12 protein-coding genes and 3 pseudogenes are annotated in these 14232 nt (G+C 60.7%); 5 read left to right on the forward strand and 10 right to left on the reverse strand.

The genetic code is table 11. The features are described from left to right. The 5 genes and pseudogenes from AC1DLB_RS14700 to AC1DLB_RS14720 all read left to right on the forward strand — a co-directional run. On the forward strand, window positions 1–1638 hold a 1638-nt coding region (locus AC1DLB_RS14700), incomplete at its 5' end, for a glucan biosynthesis protein G (protein WP_477785184.1). Beyond that, on the forward strand, window positions 1631–4201 hold the full coding sequence (gene mdoH, locus AC1DLB_RS14705; protein WP_111453930.1) for a glucans biosynthesis glucosyltransferase MdoH: 2571 nt from the start codon (window positions 1631–1633) through the stop codon (window positions 4199–4201). The genes AC1DLB_RS14700 and mdoH, both read left to right, overlap by 8 nt. Before the next feature lie 229 nt (window positions 4202–4430). Beyond that, window positions 4431–5228, forward strand: coding sequence for a transporter substrate-binding domain-containing protein (locus tag AC1DLB_RS14710; RefSeq protein WP_477744135.1), 798 nt, complete (start codon window positions 4431–4433; stop codon window positions 5226–5228). A 181-nt stretch (window positions 5229–5409) separates the two neighbouring features. Then, window positions 5410–6184: pseudogene (locus AC1DLB_RS14715) on the forward strand (amino acid ABC transporter permease). Then, window positions 6177–6911 carry an amino acid ABC transporter ATP-binding protein gene (locus tag AC1DLB_RS14720; RefSeq protein ID WP_477785185.1) on the forward strand — a complete coding sequence of 245 codons (735 nt, stop codon included), beginning with the start codon at window positions 6177–6179 and terminating at the stop codon, window positions 6909–6911. Before AC1DLB_RS14715 ends, AC1DLB_RS14720 begins: the two are co-directional and overlap by 8 nt. 84 nt (window positions 6912–6995) lie before the next feature. Here the strand turns inward: AC1DLB_RS14720 and AC1DLB_RS14725 are convergent, their stop codons facing one another. The 10 genes and pseudogenes from AC1DLB_RS14725 to AC1DLB_RS14770 all read right to left on the reverse strand — a co-directional run. Further along, the gene (locus AC1DLB_RS14725) at window positions 6996–7859 is read right to left on the reverse strand and encodes a methyl-accepting chemotaxis protein (RefSeq protein WP_371917767.1); all 864 of its coding nucleotides are present in this window, start codon (window positions 7857–7859) and stop codon (window positions 6996–6998) included. Continuing rightward, window positions 7851–8933: pseudogene (locus tag AC1DLB_RS14730) on the reverse strand (methyl-accepting chemotaxis protein); the annotation flags it as partial. The pseudogene AC1DLB_RS14730 and the gene AC1DLB_RS14725, both read right to left, overlap by 9 nt. A 211-nt stretch (window positions 8934–9144) precedes the next feature. Beyond that, a complete protein-coding gene (locus AC1DLB_RS14735; protein WP_305410864.1) occupies window positions 9145–9852 on the reverse strand; it encodes a 16S rRNA (uracil(1498)-N(3))-methyltransferase in 708 nt (235 codons plus the stop codon). Next, entirely contained in the window at window positions 9849–10643 is a 795-nt protein-coding gene (gene tatC / locus AC1DLB_RS14740; protein ID WP_018929165.1) for a twin-arginine translocase subunit TatC, read from the reverse strand. The genes AC1DLB_RS14735 and tatC overlap by 4 nt, the downstream gene beginning before the upstream one ends. Continuing rightward, window positions 10640–11071, reverse strand: coding sequence for a Sec-independent protein translocase protein TatB (gene tatB / locus AC1DLB_RS14745; protein ID WP_028939612.1), 432 nt, complete (start codon window positions 11069–11071; stop codon window positions 10640–10642). Before tatB ends, tatC begins: the two co-directional genes overlap by 4 nt. Before the next feature lie 10 nt (window positions 11072–11081). Further along, the gene (locus AC1DLB_RS14750; protein ID WP_258672080.1) at window positions 11082–11360 is read right to left on the reverse strand and encodes a twin-arginine translocase TatA/TatE family subunit; all 279 of its coding nucleotides are present in this window, start codon (window positions 11358–11360) and stop codon (window positions 11082–11084) included. 24 nt (window positions 11361–11384) lie between these two features. After that, the gene (locus tag AC1DLB_RS14755; protein WP_018929162.1) at window positions 11385–11717 is read right to left on the reverse strand and encodes a phosphoribosyl-ATP diphosphatase; all 333 of its coding nucleotides are present in this window, start codon (window positions 11715–11717) and stop codon (window positions 11385–11387) included. Further along, the gene (gene hisI / locus AC1DLB_RS14760; RefSeq protein ID WP_018929161.1) at window positions 11710–12111 is read right to left on the reverse strand and encodes a phosphoribosyl-AMP cyclohydrolase; all 402 of its coding nucleotides are present in this window, start codon (window positions 12109–12111) and stop codon (window positions 11710–11712) included. Before hisI ends, AC1DLB_RS14755 begins: the two co-directional genes overlap by 8 nt. A gap of 91 nt (window positions 12112–12202) precedes the next feature. Further along, window positions 12203–13779: pseudogene (gene ubiB / locus AC1DLB_RS14765) on the reverse strand (ubiquinone biosynthesis regulatory protein kinase UbiB). Then, window positions 13776–14232, reverse strand: a 457-nt coding sequence (locus tag AC1DLB_RS14770; protein WP_477785186.1) for a ubiquinone biosynthesis accessory factor UbiJ, incomplete at its 5' end; no start/stop codon positions are given. The pseudogene ubiB and the gene AC1DLB_RS14770, both read right to left, overlap by 4 nt.

The raw sequence follows: 14232 nt of genomic DNA on the forward strand, positions 1-14232 counted from the left end.
GCCCCGCGCAGTAACCTGCCGAATGAATTTCGTGAAATGAAATTCGCGGATTATCAAAAAATCCGCTTCCTCACCGAAAAAGCCGAGTGGGCTAACCAGAAAACCCCATTCAAGCTGTCGTTCTATCACCAGGGCATGCACTTCGATACGCCGGTGAAAATCAACGAAATCACGGCCAACACCGTCGAAGAGATCAAATACGACCCAAGTCGTTTCGATTTCGGCGATATGAAGTTCGATCCTAAAGCCACCGAGCAGCTGGGTTATGCCGGTTTCCGTGTGCTCTACCCGATCAACAAGGCCGACAAGCAAGACGAAATCATGACCATGCTCGGCGCGAGTTACTTCCGCGTCGTCGGCAAAGGCCACACCTATGGCTTGTCCGCTCGCGGCATGGCCATCGATACCGCCTTGCCGTCCGGCGAAGAGTTCCCGCGTTTCACCGAGTTCTGGATTCAGCAGCCGAAGCCGGGCGACAAGCACCTGGTGATCTTCGCCCTGCTGGATTCGCCGCGCGCCACTGGTGCCTATCGCCTGACCCTGCGTCCGGGCAGCGACACGGTCGTCGACGTCAAGGCCAAGATGTTCCTGCGTGRCAAGGTCACCAAACTTGGCGTTGCGCCGCTGACCAGCATGTTCCTGTTCGGCGCCAACCAGCCGTCGAAAGTGCTGAACTACCGTCGCGAACTGCACGACTCCAGCGGTCTGTCGATCCATGCAGGCAACGGCGAATGGATCTGGCGCCCATTGAACAACCCGAAACACCTGGCCGTGAGCAACTTCTCGATCGAGAACCCGCGCGGTTTCGGCTTGCTGCAACGTGGCCGTGACTTCAGCCACTACGAAGACCTCGATGACCGCTACGACAAGCGCCCAAGTGCCTGGATCGAGCCGAAAGGCGATTGGGGCAAGGGCTCCGTCGATCTGGTGGAGATTCCTACCGCTGACGAAACCAACGACAATATCGTTGCTTTCTGGAGTCCGGAAAAACTGCCAGAGCCTGGCCAACCCCTGGACGTCGCCTATCGCATGCACTGGACCATCGACGAAGCCGCCCTGCATTCGGCGGACAGCGCCTGGGTTCAACAGACCCTGCGTTCCACGGGTGACGTGAAGCAGTCGAACCTGATTCGTCAGCCGGACGGCAGCGTGGCCTACCTGGTGGATTTCCAAGGTCCGTCCCTGCAAGACTTGCCAGAAGATGCTGAAGTACGCAGCCAGGTTAGCGTTGGCGACAACGCGGAACTGGTCGAGAACAGTGTCCGTTACAACCCTGAAACCAAGGGCTGGCGCCTGACCCTGCGGATGAAGATCAAGGATCCGGGCAAGTCCACTGAAATGCGTGCAGCACTGGTCAAGACCATCACGCCGGCCGAGACGATCAAGACCACGGCGCCAGCGTCCAGCTCTTCCGTTGCCAAGGCCGACAAGATCGCCGCCAAGCAGCAGGAGAAGAAGGACAAGGAGGCCAAGCAAGCTGAAGCGCAAGCCCAGCAAGTCAAGGACACCAAGGACAAGGACAACAAAGACGCCAAGCAGCCTGTCGCTGCCGAAGCGGCCCCTGCCACACCGGAATCGGCACCGACTGAACAAGTCCTGACCGAGACCTGGAGCTATCAGTTGCCTGCCGATGAGTAATTCACAAGTACAGCCACAAACGCTTGCCGAGTACCTGGCGCATTTGCCGATGACCGACGAGCAGCGCGCGGAACTCGCGGGCTGCAAGTCTTTCAGTGAGTTGCACGAACGTCTGTCGTCCCAGGCGTTCGACGCGCCGACCGATGCCGCCCAGGCGTCGGTCGGGCGGCGCCTGACCCTGAACACCGCCGAAGAACTGGCGGATGCGCAAATGTTGGGACTCGATGCCAGTGGTCGGGTTTGCCTCAAGGCAGCCCCGCCGATCCGTCGGACCAAAGTCGTTCCGGAGCCATGGCGCACCAATATCCTGGTGCGTGGCTGGCGTCGGCTGACCGGTCGCACCAACCCGCCGAAGCCGCCGAAAGACGAGAACGTGTTGCCAGCAGCTCGCTGGCGCACCGTCGGTTCGATCCGTCGTTACATTCTGTTGGTGCTGATGCTTGGTCAGACGATCGTCGCCGGCTGGTACATGAAAGGCATCATGCCGTACCAGGGCTGGTCGTTCGTCGATCTGGAAGAAGTCCTGCACCAACCGCTGCTGCAAACTGCGGCCCAGGTGCTGCCTTACGTGTTGCAAACCAGCATCCTGATTCTGTTCGGGATTCTGTTCTGTTGGGTGTCGGCCGGTTTCTGGACCGCGCTGATGGGCTTCCTCGAGTTGATCACCGGTCGCGACAAGTACCGCATTTCCGGCGCCAGCGCCGGCAACGAGCCGATCGCCAAGGACGCACGCACCGCATTGGTGATGCCGATCTGCAACGAAGACGTGCCGCGGGTGTTCGCCGGTTTGCGGGCGACCTTCGAGTCGGTTGCAGCCTCGGGTAACCTGGATCGTTTCGACTTTTTCGTGCTCAGCGACAGTAACGACGCCGATATCTGCGTCGCCGAACAGCAGGCCTGGCTGGACGTCTGCCGTGAAGCCAAGGGCTTCGGCAAGATCTTCTACCGCCGCCGCCGTCGTCGCGTAAAACGTAAAAGCGGCAACCTCGACGACTTCTGCCGTCGTTGGGGCGGTGACTACAAATACATGGTCGTGCTCGACGCCGACAGCGTAATGAGTGGCGAATGCCTGAGCAGCCTGGTGCGCCTGATGGAAGCCACGCCGGACGCCGGGATCATCCAGACCGCGCCGCGTGCGTCGGGCATGGACACCCTTTATGCGCGTATGCAGCAGTTCGCCACCCGCGTGTACGGTCCACTGTTCACCGCTGGCCTGCACTTTTGGCAGTTGGGCGAATCCCACTACTGGGGCCACAACGCGATCATCCGCATGAAGCCGTTCATCGAGCACTGCGCCCTGGCGCCGTTGCCCGGTAAAGGCGCGTTCGCCGGTGCGATTCTGTCCCACGACTTCGTTGAAGCGGCGCTGATGCGCCGTGCCGGCTGGGGCGTGTGGATTGCCTATGACTTGCCGGGCAGCTACGAAGAACTGCCACCGAACCTGCTGGACGAACTCAAGCGTGACCGTCGCTGGTGCCACGGCAACCTGATGAACTTCCGGCTGTTCCTGGTCAAGGGCATGCACCCGGTACACCGTGCGGTGTTCCTGACAGGCGTGATGTCTTACTTGTCGGCGCCGTTGTGGTTCTTCTTCCTCGTGCTGTCGACAGCCCTGCTGGCGACCAACACGCTGATGGAGCCGCAGTACTTCCTGGAACCGCGCCAGCTCTATCCGCTGTGGCCACAATGGCACCCGGACAAGGCGATCGCACTGTTCTCGACGACTATCGTGCTGCTGTTCCTGCCGAAGCTGCTGAGCATCATCCTGATCTGGGCCAAAGGCGCGAAAGAGTTCGGTGGCAGGTTCAAGGTGACGCTGTCGATGCTGCTGGAAATGTTGTTCTCCATGCTGCTGGCGCCGGTGCGGATGATTTTCCACACCCGTTTCGTGCTCGCCGCGTTCCTCGGCTGGGCCGCGACCTGGAACTCGCCGCAACGTGACGACGACTCCACGCCCTGGAGCGAGGCGGTCAAGCGTCACGGTCCGCAAACAGCGCTGGGTTTCTTCTGGGCGCTGCTGGTGATCTGGCTGAACCCGAGCTTCCTCTGGTGGCTGGTGCCGATCGTCGGTTCGCTGATGCTGTCGATTCCGGTGTCGGTGATCTCCAGTCGTGTCGGCCTGGGCCTGAAATCCCGTGACGAGAGCCTGTTCCTGATTCCTGAGGAATACAATCCGCCGCAGGCATTGCTGGCGACCGATCAGTACACCCACGAAAACCGCTGGCATGCACTGCACGACGGCTTCGTCCGGTCGGTGGTCGATCCACAGCAGAACGCGTTGGCGTGTGCGCTGGCGACGTCTCGTCACCGTCAGGCCGAGCCGATCGAATGGCTGCGCATCGAGCGGGTTCGCCATGCGATGAAGGTCGGGCCTGAAGGGCTGACCAACAACGAGCGCGTGGCCCTGCTGAGTGATCCGGTGGCACTGGGTCGCTTGCATGAGCAGGTCTGGAGCGAAGGCCATGCCGAGTGGCTGCAGGCCTGGCGCACTTCGGTGGATGCCGATCCGCATGCGCCGCTGTTGCCGCTCAAGCCGTTGAGCGTGCAGCCTCAGTTGGCATAATGAAAAACCCCGCGAAAGCGGGGTTTTTTTGTGCTGATGATCGCTCCCGTGTTCTGCGTGGGAACGATCAAACAAATCTCCCTCAACCCCTTGTGCAAACGGCCGAGTGCGTTAGCATCCGTCCCCGAATTGGTGCGCCCGGACAACTTTCTGTTCGTATCTGCCGGTTTCCCAAAGGAAACCTGCGGTTTGCGTGCCTCACAATGCGATGGGTTTTGGGGACTTGAAGATGAAGAAGTATCTGTCGATGCTGCTGGTCGGCGTCACGGCATTGGTTGCAGTCAGCGCGGTGCAGGCCGGTGCCATCGATGACGCGGTCAAACGCGGCACGCTGAAAGTCGGCATGGACCCGACCTACATGCCGTTCGAAATGACYAACAAGCGCGGCGAAATCATCGGCTTCGAAGTCGACATCCTCAAAGCCATGGCCAAGACCATGGGCGTCAAGCTGGAAATGGTATCCACCGGCTACGACGGCATCATCCCGGCCCTGCTGACCGACAAGTTCGACATGATCGGCAGTGGCATGACCCTGACCCAGGAACGCAACCTGCGCCTGAACTTCAGCGAGCCCTTCATCGTGGTCGGCCAGACGCTGCTGATCCGCAAGGAGCTGGAAGGCACCATCAAGTCCTATAAAGACCTGAACACCGCCGACTACCGCATCACCTCCAAGCTCGGCACCACTGGCGAGATGGTCTCCAAAAAGCTCATTTCCAAAGCCAAGTACCACGGCTACGACAACGAGCAGGAAGCGGTGCTCGACGTGGTCAACGGCAAGGCCGACGCCTTCATCTACGACGCGCCTTACAACGTCGTGGCGGTGAACAAGGTCGGCAACGGCAAACTGCTGTTCCTCGACAAGCCATTCACCTATGAGCCTTTGGCTTTCGGCCTGAAGAAAGGCGATTACGACAGCCTCAACTTCATCAACAACTTCCTGCACCAGATCCACGAAGACGGCACCTACGATCGCATCCATGACAAGTGGTTTAAAGACACCGCCTGGCTCAAGGACATGGAATAACACCGCCTTTGTGGCGAGGGAGCTTGCTCCCGTCCGACTGCGAAGCAGTCGTAAATCGATTGACTCGTTTTACCCGACGTTGCGCGGTGGCCGATTTCAGGGTTGCTGCGCAACCCAGCGGGAGCAAGCTCCCTCGCCACAGAGGGAGCGGGCGCCCTGATCGTTATGGATTTGCCTTTAAATGAAACAGAAAAAAGCCCAATGGCCCTGGCACGTATTAACCGTGCTGGTGCTGATCGGCCTGGCCGGCGCGTTGTACTACGCCACCTCGCTGATGTCCTACGAATGGCGCTGGAACCGTGTGCCGCAGTACTTCGCCTACCACGCCGAAGAGTCCCAGCGCGCGGCCGACATCTCCACCGTCAGTGAGCTGGTGCGCAAGGGCAGCAAGGCTGAAGTCACCCTGCGCAATGATGCAGGGGATGAGCAGCACCTGACGGTTGACGACAACCCTGCGCGACCTCTCGACGATCTATGTCGAGCTGGTGCGCGGTACGCCGCTGCTGGTGCAGATTTTCATTTTCTACTTCTTCATCGGCACCGTGATGAACCTTTCCCGGGAGTTCGCCGGGATCGCCGCGCTGTCGCTGTTCACCGGTGCCTACGTGGCGGAGATCATCCGCTCTGGCGTGCAATCGATTGCACGCGGCCAGAACGAAGCGGCGCGCTCCCTCGGTTTGAGCGGTGGCCAGTCGATGCGCCACGTGGTGCTGCCACAAGCGTTCAAGCGCGTGCTGCCACCGCTGGCCGGGCAGTTCATCAGTCTGGTCAAGGACACCTCGCTGGTGTCGGTGATCGCGATTACCGAACTGTTGAAAAGCGGTCGTGAAGTCATCACTACCTCGTTCTCGCCGTTCGAAATCCTGTTCTGCGTGGCTGGGTTGTACCTGTTGATCAACCTGCCGCTGTCGAAAATCGCCAGTCGGCTTGAGCGGAGGCTCGCGCAAAGTGATTGAAGTCCGCGATCTGATAAAAGTCTTCGACACCCGCGGCCAGGTGGTTCGCGCGGTGGACAACGTCACCACCCAAGTGGCGAAGGGCGAAGTATTGGTGGTGATCGGCCCGTCCGGTTCCGGCAAGTCGACCTTTCTGCGCTGCCTGAATGRCCTGGAAGCGTTCGACTCCGGTTCGGTGAGCATCGACGGTCTGCAACTGGCCGACCCGAAAACCGACGTCAACGCCTACCGCCGCGAAGTCGGCATGGTGTTTCAGCATTTCAACCTGTTCCCGCACATGACCGTGCTGGAAAACCTCTGCCTGGCCCAGAAAGTCGTGCGCAAGCGCGGCAAGAAGGAGCGCGAGGCCAAGGCCATGGTGTTGCTGGAAAAGGTTGGTATCGCTCAGAAGGCCCACGAGTTTCCATCGCGCCTGTCCGGTGGTCAGCAGCAGCGCGTGGCCATCGCCCGGGCGTTGGCGATGGAGCCGAAGGTCATGCTGTTCGATGAGCCGACGTCGGCGCTCGACCCGGAAATGGTCGGTGAAGTGCTGGATGTGATGAAGACCCTGGCCGTGGAAGGCATGACCATGGTTTGCGTCACCCACGAAATGGGCTTCGCCCGGGAAGTGGCGGACCGGGTGCTGTTCTTCGATCACGGCAAATTGCTGGAAGACGCCTCGCCGGCCGAGTTCTTCGATGCACCGAAGGATCCCCGTGCGCAGGCGTTTTTGCGCCAGGTTTTGTAACCGCATCGCCCAAAAAAGATCGCAGCCTTCGGCAGCTCCTACTACAGGCTGCCGAATGCTGCGATCTTTTTGCTTTGTGTGGTGTTAAACCTTGAATCTGCCCACCAGCATCTGCAAATGCGTCCCCAGCCGCGCCAGCTCGACGCTGGAGGCCGCGGTCTCTTCACTCGCGGCCGAGGTCTGCTCGGACACGTCACGCACGTTCAACACGCTGCGATTGATCTCCTCGGCCACCGCGCTCTGTTGTTCGGCGGCAGCGGCGATCTGCTGGTTCATCGACTGGATCGCCGACACGGTACGGGTGATGCTTTCCAGTGAGCCACCGGCACGGCGGGTCAGTTCGACGCTGCTGTCGGTCAGGCTGCGGCTGTTGTCCATGATGGTCGCGACTTGCTGAGTGCCGGTTTGCAGGCCAACGATCAGCTCTTCGATTTCTTCGGTGGACTTCTGAGTACGCTGGGCCAGGCTGCGGACCTCGTCGGCGACCACTGCAAAGCCACGCCCGGCTTCACCGGCGCGAGCGGCTTCGATGGCGGCGTTGAGCGCCAGCAGGTTGGTTTGCTGGGCCACGGATTTGATCACGTCGAGCACGCTGCCGATCTTGTCGCTTTCGCGCTTCAGATCGCCCATGGCGGCAGTGGAATTGCCGACTTCGAGGGCCAGGCGCTCGATCTGGGCGATGGCTTCGCCGACCACCCTGTCACCCTCGCGGGCCTGCTGGTCGGCGGCGACGGCGGCTTCGGACGCTTCCTCGGCATTGCGCGCGACTTCCTGAACGGTGGCGGTCATTTCGTGCATGGCGGTGGCCACCTGATCGGTTTCGACCTTCTGACTGTTGACCCCGGCGCTGGTCTGCTCGGTAACGGCAGACAGTTCTTCAGCAGCGCTGGCGATTTGGGTCACGCCGTCGCTGATGCCGCCGATCAGTTCCCGCAGACTGACGACCATCCGCTGAAGGGTGCTTTGTAATTGACCCAGCTCGTCGCTGCGAGCGACCTCAAGGTTATGGCTCAGATCGCCCGAGGCAACACGTTCGACTGCCACCAACGTCTGTTGCAGTGGAACGACGATCTGCCGCGTAATGATCCAGGCTGCGAGCAGACCAAACGCCAATGCCAGGACGGTCACGATGATCAGCGTGCTTTTCGCTTGGGCCGTCTCCTGGTTACGTTTGTCGGTTTGCGAGCGGGTCAGTTGTGCGCTCAGGTCATTCAAGCGGGTCTCTTGATCCACCATCTTCTTGAGGGCGACGGCGCTGGCCACTTGCGAATCGCGGAACTGGCTGACTGCGACACGGTAGCCCTTGAGCGATTCGGTGGCTTGTTGCAGGTTGGCGCTGTGTTGTTCTGGCAGTTTGCCCGGCAGGCTTTCAAGGTTTTTCAGGGCGTTGTCGATGGCATCCAGCGCGGGTTGCTCGGCTTCGGGCTTGCCGCTGTAGGTATAACCGCGAACCTGGAAGCGCGCTTGCTGGAGCAGTTTGCTCAGCTCGACCACGTTGTTGAATTGAGTGACGCTGTCGCCTTGCAGCAAGGACTTTTCGACTTCTGTCACCTTGGCCACAGCGTTGTCGGCGGTGGCGCCGAGCTTGGATCGGGCCGATTCGCGGTTCTGCGTCGCTTGAGTCATGTCGGCAAAGGCGCGTTTGTAATCACCGATGGTGGCCAGTTGCTGATTGAGCACTTCCTGGTCCGAGATGCGCACAAACATTTTGAGGGCGACTTGCACGCCATCGTCAAGCTTGCCCAAGAGTTCGCTGACGGCTGCCGGGCCTTGTTCGCCACGGCGCATTTCGTAGTCGAGACGGGCGGTTCGCAAATCCTTGCCCAACTCGTTGAGGCCGGAGATGTAGCTCTGCTTGTCTGCGCGACTGATCACACTGCCTAGGCTATTCCAGCCAGTGAAAGTGATCAGGAGGGTCATGAGCAGCACGAGGCCAAAGCCGACACTCAACTTGCGATTGACGCTTACGTTTCCCAGTTTCTCGGCTAGCCATCGGTACATGCTGCGACTCCCTCGGACCATTGATTGGTTTTATGGGGACTGTATCGGCAGGCAGGCTGGAACCTGTAGGTGAGCAAAACCTGTGGCGAGGGAGCTTGCTCCCGCTTGGGCGCGAAGCGGCCACCGCTTTTCCCGGCAAGACCGCATTCACCTGTTTTACGACTGCTTCGCAGCCGAGCGGGACGGTGCGGCGATCCGACAAGCTCCCTCGCCACAAGGGTAAGTGTCTGGGTTAGAACAGCCGCGAAAGCAGTGCAGTGACGGCGGTTTCGACCCGCAGGATGCGCTCGCCGAGCTGCACCGGTTGCAGGCCGGCCTTGGCCAGCAGGTCGATTTCGTAAGGAATCCAGCCGCCTTCGGGGCCGATGGCCAAGGTCACGGGTTCGTCCAGGCCACGGGGGCAGGGCGGGTAATTGCCGGGATGACCGACCAGGCCGAGAGTGCCTTCAGTGATTGCTGGCAGGCGATCTTCGACAAAAGGTTTGAAACGCTTCTCGATGACGACCTCTGGCAGCACRCTGTCCCGGGCTTGTTCAAGCCCCAGGATCAATTGTTCGCGAATCGCCTCAGGTTCCAGGAACGGGGTTTGCCAGAAGCTCTTCTCGACGCGATAGCTGTTTACCAGAACGATTCGTGGCACACCCATGGCGGCCACGGTCTGAAACACCCTGCGGAGCATTTTCGGGCGTGGCAGGGCCAATACCAGGGTCAGTGGCAGCTTGGCTGGTGGCGGCTGGTCGAGGGTGACGCGCAACTCGGCTTCGTCAGCGTCCAGGCGCAGTACTTCGGCTGCGCCCATCAGCCCGTCGATACGCCCGACGCGCATGCTGTCACCCACTTCACAGCGATGGACTTCCTGCATATGGGTCAAGCGGCGATCGCGCAGGATCGCCCGGTCGGCCGCAATGAAATCGGCCTCCTCGAGGAGCAGCAGGTTCACGCTTGGGTCGCTGGCGGCTGATCGTTGTGATCGTCAGCCGGTTTTTCGTCCGGGTGCTCGCCGCGTTTGCTGATCAGGCTGCCGAACAGGACGCCGATCTCGAACAGCAACCACATTGGTACGGCCAACAGCGTCTGCGAGAAGATGTCCGGCGGCGTCAGGATCATGCCGACCACGAAGCAGCCGATGACCACATACGGGCGGATTTTCTTCAGGTAGGCGACGTTGACCACGCCGATCCACACCAGCAGCACCACGGCCACCGGGATCTCGAACGCCACGCCGAAGGCGAAGAACAGCGTCATGACGAAATCGAGGTAGCTGGTGATGTCGGTCATCATTTCCACGCCGGCCGGGGTGGCAGCGGCGAAGAACTTGAAGATCAGCGGGAACACCAGGAAATAGGCGAAGGCCATGCCGGTGTAGAACAGCAGGATGCTGGAGACCAGCAACGGCACGGCGATGCGCTTCTCGTGCTTGTACAGGCCTGGCGCGATGAAACCCCAGATCTGATGCAGGATCACCGGGATTGCCAGGAACAGCGAGACCATCATGGTCAGCTTCAGCGGCGTCAGGAACGGCGACGACACGTCGGTGGCGATCATCGTCGCGCCGGCCGGCAGGTACTGGCGCAGCGGCGTGGAGACGAAGGTGTAGATCTGCTGGGTGAAGGCGAACAACCCGGCGAAGATAATGAAAATCGCCGCTACACAGCGCAGCAGACGGGTGCGCAACTCGGTGAGGTGCGAGACCAGTGGCATGTGCTGGTCGTTTTCGGGGAGATCGCTCATGGGGCTCGCGGCGGCAAAGTGGTGTCGTGAGGCGCCGGGGTTGTCGGCGCAGCGGCAGGAGCAACAGGTTCTACTGGGCTGGCAGGCGCAGGTTCAGCAGCTGCAACCGCCGGCGTGACTTCAGCTGTTGGCGCATGAATCGTCGGCGTCGCCACAGGTTCCACCGGCGTTGGCTCCTGCTGGGTCGGCGTGAAAATCTTCCGCGCCTCCTGCTCCAGGGACAGAATGTGCTCGTTGTGCAGTTGCCGGCGAATTTCGTCGGCACCGATTTCACGTTCAACTTCCTGTTTGATCGCGTTGAAGCTGCGCTTCAGCCGCCCGACCCACAGGCCAGCGGTGCGCGCAGCACCCGGCAGGCGCTCGGGGCCCAGCACCAGCAGGGCGACGAGGCCGACGAGCAGCAGTTCAGAGAAGCTGATACCAAACATTAGTCAGTGCTCACGAGTCTTTGCGGATCGGCTCTTCGACTTTTTGCGCCTGCACGTCGATGGTGTGCGGCGGGTTCACAGGCGTTGTGGCCTGTGGCTGGGTCGGCGGAACCGGTTGGGCCGGAGTCGCAGTCGGGTCGGCCGGTTTCTCTTCGTCGTTCATGGCCTTGCGAAAGCCCTTGATCGACTCGCCCACGTCAGTGCCGAGATTTTTCAGTTTCTTGGTGCCGAACACCAGCACCACGACAACCAGGATGACGATCCAGTGTTTCCAGTCAAAAATGCCCATGTTGCGTTCCTCTCTAATAATTATTCAGGCGGACGGACGCGAGGCTTTCTCGACGTGTCCGGACAGACCGAAGCGACGGTCAAGTTCATCGAGCACAGCCTGTGGATGTTGCCCCAACTGGGCGAGCATGACCATGCTGTGGAACCACAGGTCGGCGGTCTCGTAGATCACATCGCTGCAGTCACCGCTGATGGCGGCATCCTTGGCGGCGATAATGGTTTCGACCGACTCTTCGCCGACCTTTTCCAGAATCTTGTTCAAGCCCTTGTGGTACAGGCTGGCGACGTACGAGCTGTCGGCGGCGGCGCCTTTGCGTTCTTCCAGCACCTGGGCCAGACGGGTCAGGGTGTCAGTCATGAGTATGTCCTGCACAATAGATAGCGTGCGGGTCTTTGAGAACCGGGTCGACGGTTTTCCAGTCGCCGTTCTCGAAAACGCGGTAGAAGCAGCTCTGACGGCCGGTATGGCAGGCGATGTCGCCGATCTGCTCGACCATCAGGATGATCACGTCAGCGTCACAGTCCAGGCGCATCTCATGCAGGATTTGCACGTGGCCGGACTCTTCGCCCTTGCGCCACAGCTTGCCACGGGAACGTGACCAGTAAATGGCACGGTTCTCGGCGGCGGTCAATTGCAGTGCTTCGCGGTTCATCCAGGCCATCATCAGGACGCGTCCGGTCTTGTGATCCTGGGCAATCGCCGGCACCAGTCCATCGGCGTCCCACTTGATCTCGTCCAGCCAGTTTTTCATCTTCGACTCCGACAGCGGGCTCTACTTCAATAGTTGAGGCCAATGTTCAAATTCAGCGTTCAAACAGTGTGCCAGCCGATGATCCAACTGGCTATCGGCGAACGACCAGATACAAGCCGATCGCCACCATGATTCCGGCGGGCCAATGCCCCAGTTCGTGCAACGGGCCACCGGCTGCGAGTATCGTGCCACCCGCCAGATGAGCGGTGCCGAGCAGGCGCAGGAACACGTCGTCCTTGCGCCGGTGCCACGGAGGCGGCGGGTCGTTGGCGTGGGGTTGGGACATGCGCTCAAGCAGGTCGCGGGCCATGTTGGCCAGGTGCGGGATCTGCTCGAACTGGCTCTGCACGTTGCCCAGCAAGGCTTTGGGGCTGACGCGCTCGCGCATCCAGCGTTCGAGGAACGGCTGGGCGGTGTTCCACAGATCGAGGTCCGGGTACAACTGACGACCCAGGCCTTCGATGTTCAACAGGGTTTTTTGCAGCAAGACCAACTGCGGCTGCACTTCCATGTTGAAGCGTCGAGCGGTCTGGAACAGGCGCATCAGTACCTGACCAAAGGAAATATCTTTCAACGGTTTTTCGAAGATCGGCTCGCACACCGTGCGGATCGCCGCTTCGAATTCGTTGAGCTTGGTTTCCGCCGGTACCCAGCCCGAGTCGATGTGTAATTGCGCGACACGCCGGTAGTCACGCTTGAAGAACGCGAACAGGTTGCGCGCCAGATAGTCCTGGTCTTCCGGGGTCAGGCTGCCGACGATGCCGCAGTCGATGGCGATGTACTGCGGGCTCCAGGGCTGCACGGTGCTGACGAAAATGTTGCCGGGGTGCATGTCGGCGTGGAAGAAGCTGTCGCGGAACACCTGGGTGAAGAAGATCTCCACGCCACGCTCGGCGAGCATTTTCATGTCGGTGCGCTGGTCGGCCAGGGTCGCGAGGTCGGTGACCTGAATCCCGTAGATGCGCTCCATCACCAGCACTTTCGGTCGGCACCAGTCCCAATAGACTTGCGGCACATACAGTAGCGGCGAACCGTCGAAGTTGCGCTTCAACTGGCTGGCGTTGGCGGCCTCACGCAGCAGATCGAGTTCGTCGTAGATGGTTTTTTCGTAATCACTGACCACGTCCACCGGGTGTAGCAGACGGGCGTCGGCCGAGAGTTTTTCCGCGGCGCGGGCAAGAATGAACAGCCATGCCAGGTCCTGGGCAATCACCGGCTTGAGGCCTCACCGGTTTTCAGCTGCGCGGCATGCACCTGCGCCACCGAGGCCGAGGCCAGCGGTTCGACGTCGAAACGAGAGAAGACTTCACTGATCTTTTTGCCGAGCTGCTCTTCGATCAGCCGGACCGACACTTGTGAGTCGAACGGCGGCACGCGGTCCTGCAACATCATCAACTCATCGGCGATGTCTTCGGGCAGCAGGTCGCGGCGTGTCGAAAGGATCTGGCCGAACTTGATGAAAATCGGCCCAAGGTCCTGCAACGCCAGGCGCAATCGTGCGCCACGGCTCAGGTCCAGGGGCTTGCGCGGGAACCAGCGCCACGGCAAGGCATAGCGCAGCGCCAGCAGAAACCAGGGCAATGGCAGGGCGAACAGCAGGTCATCGAGGCGGTAGCGGATCACGACGCGCTGGATGCGCAACAAACGGCGGACGGCAAGCAGCTTCATGCGTTATCGCTTGGGTCGAGGGATCGGGAAAGGCGCTCGAAACGCGCCTCGAGACGTTCCAGATCGAGTTTGATCTGGTCCAGTTCACTGAAACGGGCTTCGGCTTCGCGCTGACCGACCAGGGTGCGCGATTCTTCGGCCAGGTATTCGCCCAGGTTCTGGTTGAGGCTGGCGAACCCTTGCTGATACCAGCGTGCGCGGCTGCGCAGATGACCTCCGACCAGTTGCGTGGCCACAGGCCCCAGCCAGCGCGAGAGTTCATACTCCCAGTCCAGCTCCAGGTCCTGAAGGACCGCCGCCAGTTCCAGCAGCACGCCGCTGTCGCCGTCGAGTTCGACTTCCGGGGCATGCAGCACCGACGTCTTGTCTTTGCTCGTCGCCAGTTTCAGCAGGCTTGAGGCCGGTGCGCGCAAGGTGCAGTCGGCACCGGTTTCCCAGTGGGACGCCAGCATC

This window comes from Pseudomonas sp. 05N434 (genome assembly GCF_056396965.1).

Excerpts from the sequence above, each read along its gene's own strand:
- tatC (WP_018929165.1), bottom strand. The coding sequence starts at position 10,643 with ATGAGCGATCTCCCCGAAAACGACCAGCACATGCCACTGGTCTCGCAC.
- hisI (WP_018929161.1), bottom strand. The coding sequence starts at position 12,111 with ATGAAAAACTGGCTGGACGAGATCAAGTGGGACGCCGATGGACTGGTG.
- AC1DLB_RS14750 (WP_258672080.1), bottom strand. The coding sequence starts at position 11,360 with ATGGGCATTTTTGACTGGAAACACTGGATCGTCATCCTGGTTGTCGTG.
- AC1DLB_RS14725 (WP_371917767.1), bottom strand. The coding sequence starts at position 7,859 with ATGGTCGTCAGTCTGCGGGAACTGATCGGCGGCATCAGCGACGGCGTG.
- tatB (WP_028939612.1), bottom strand. The coding sequence starts at position 11,071 with ATGTTTGGTATCAGCTTCTCTGAACTGCTGCTCGTCGGCCTCGTCGCC.
- mdoH (WP_111453930.1), top strand. The coding sequence starts at position 1,631 with ATGAGTAATTCACAAGTACAGCCACAAACGCTTGCCGAGTACCTGGCG.
- AC1DLB_RS14755 (WP_018929162.1), bottom strand. The coding sequence starts at position 11,717 with ATGACTGACACCCTGACCCGTCTGGCCCAGGTGCTGGAAGAACGCAAA.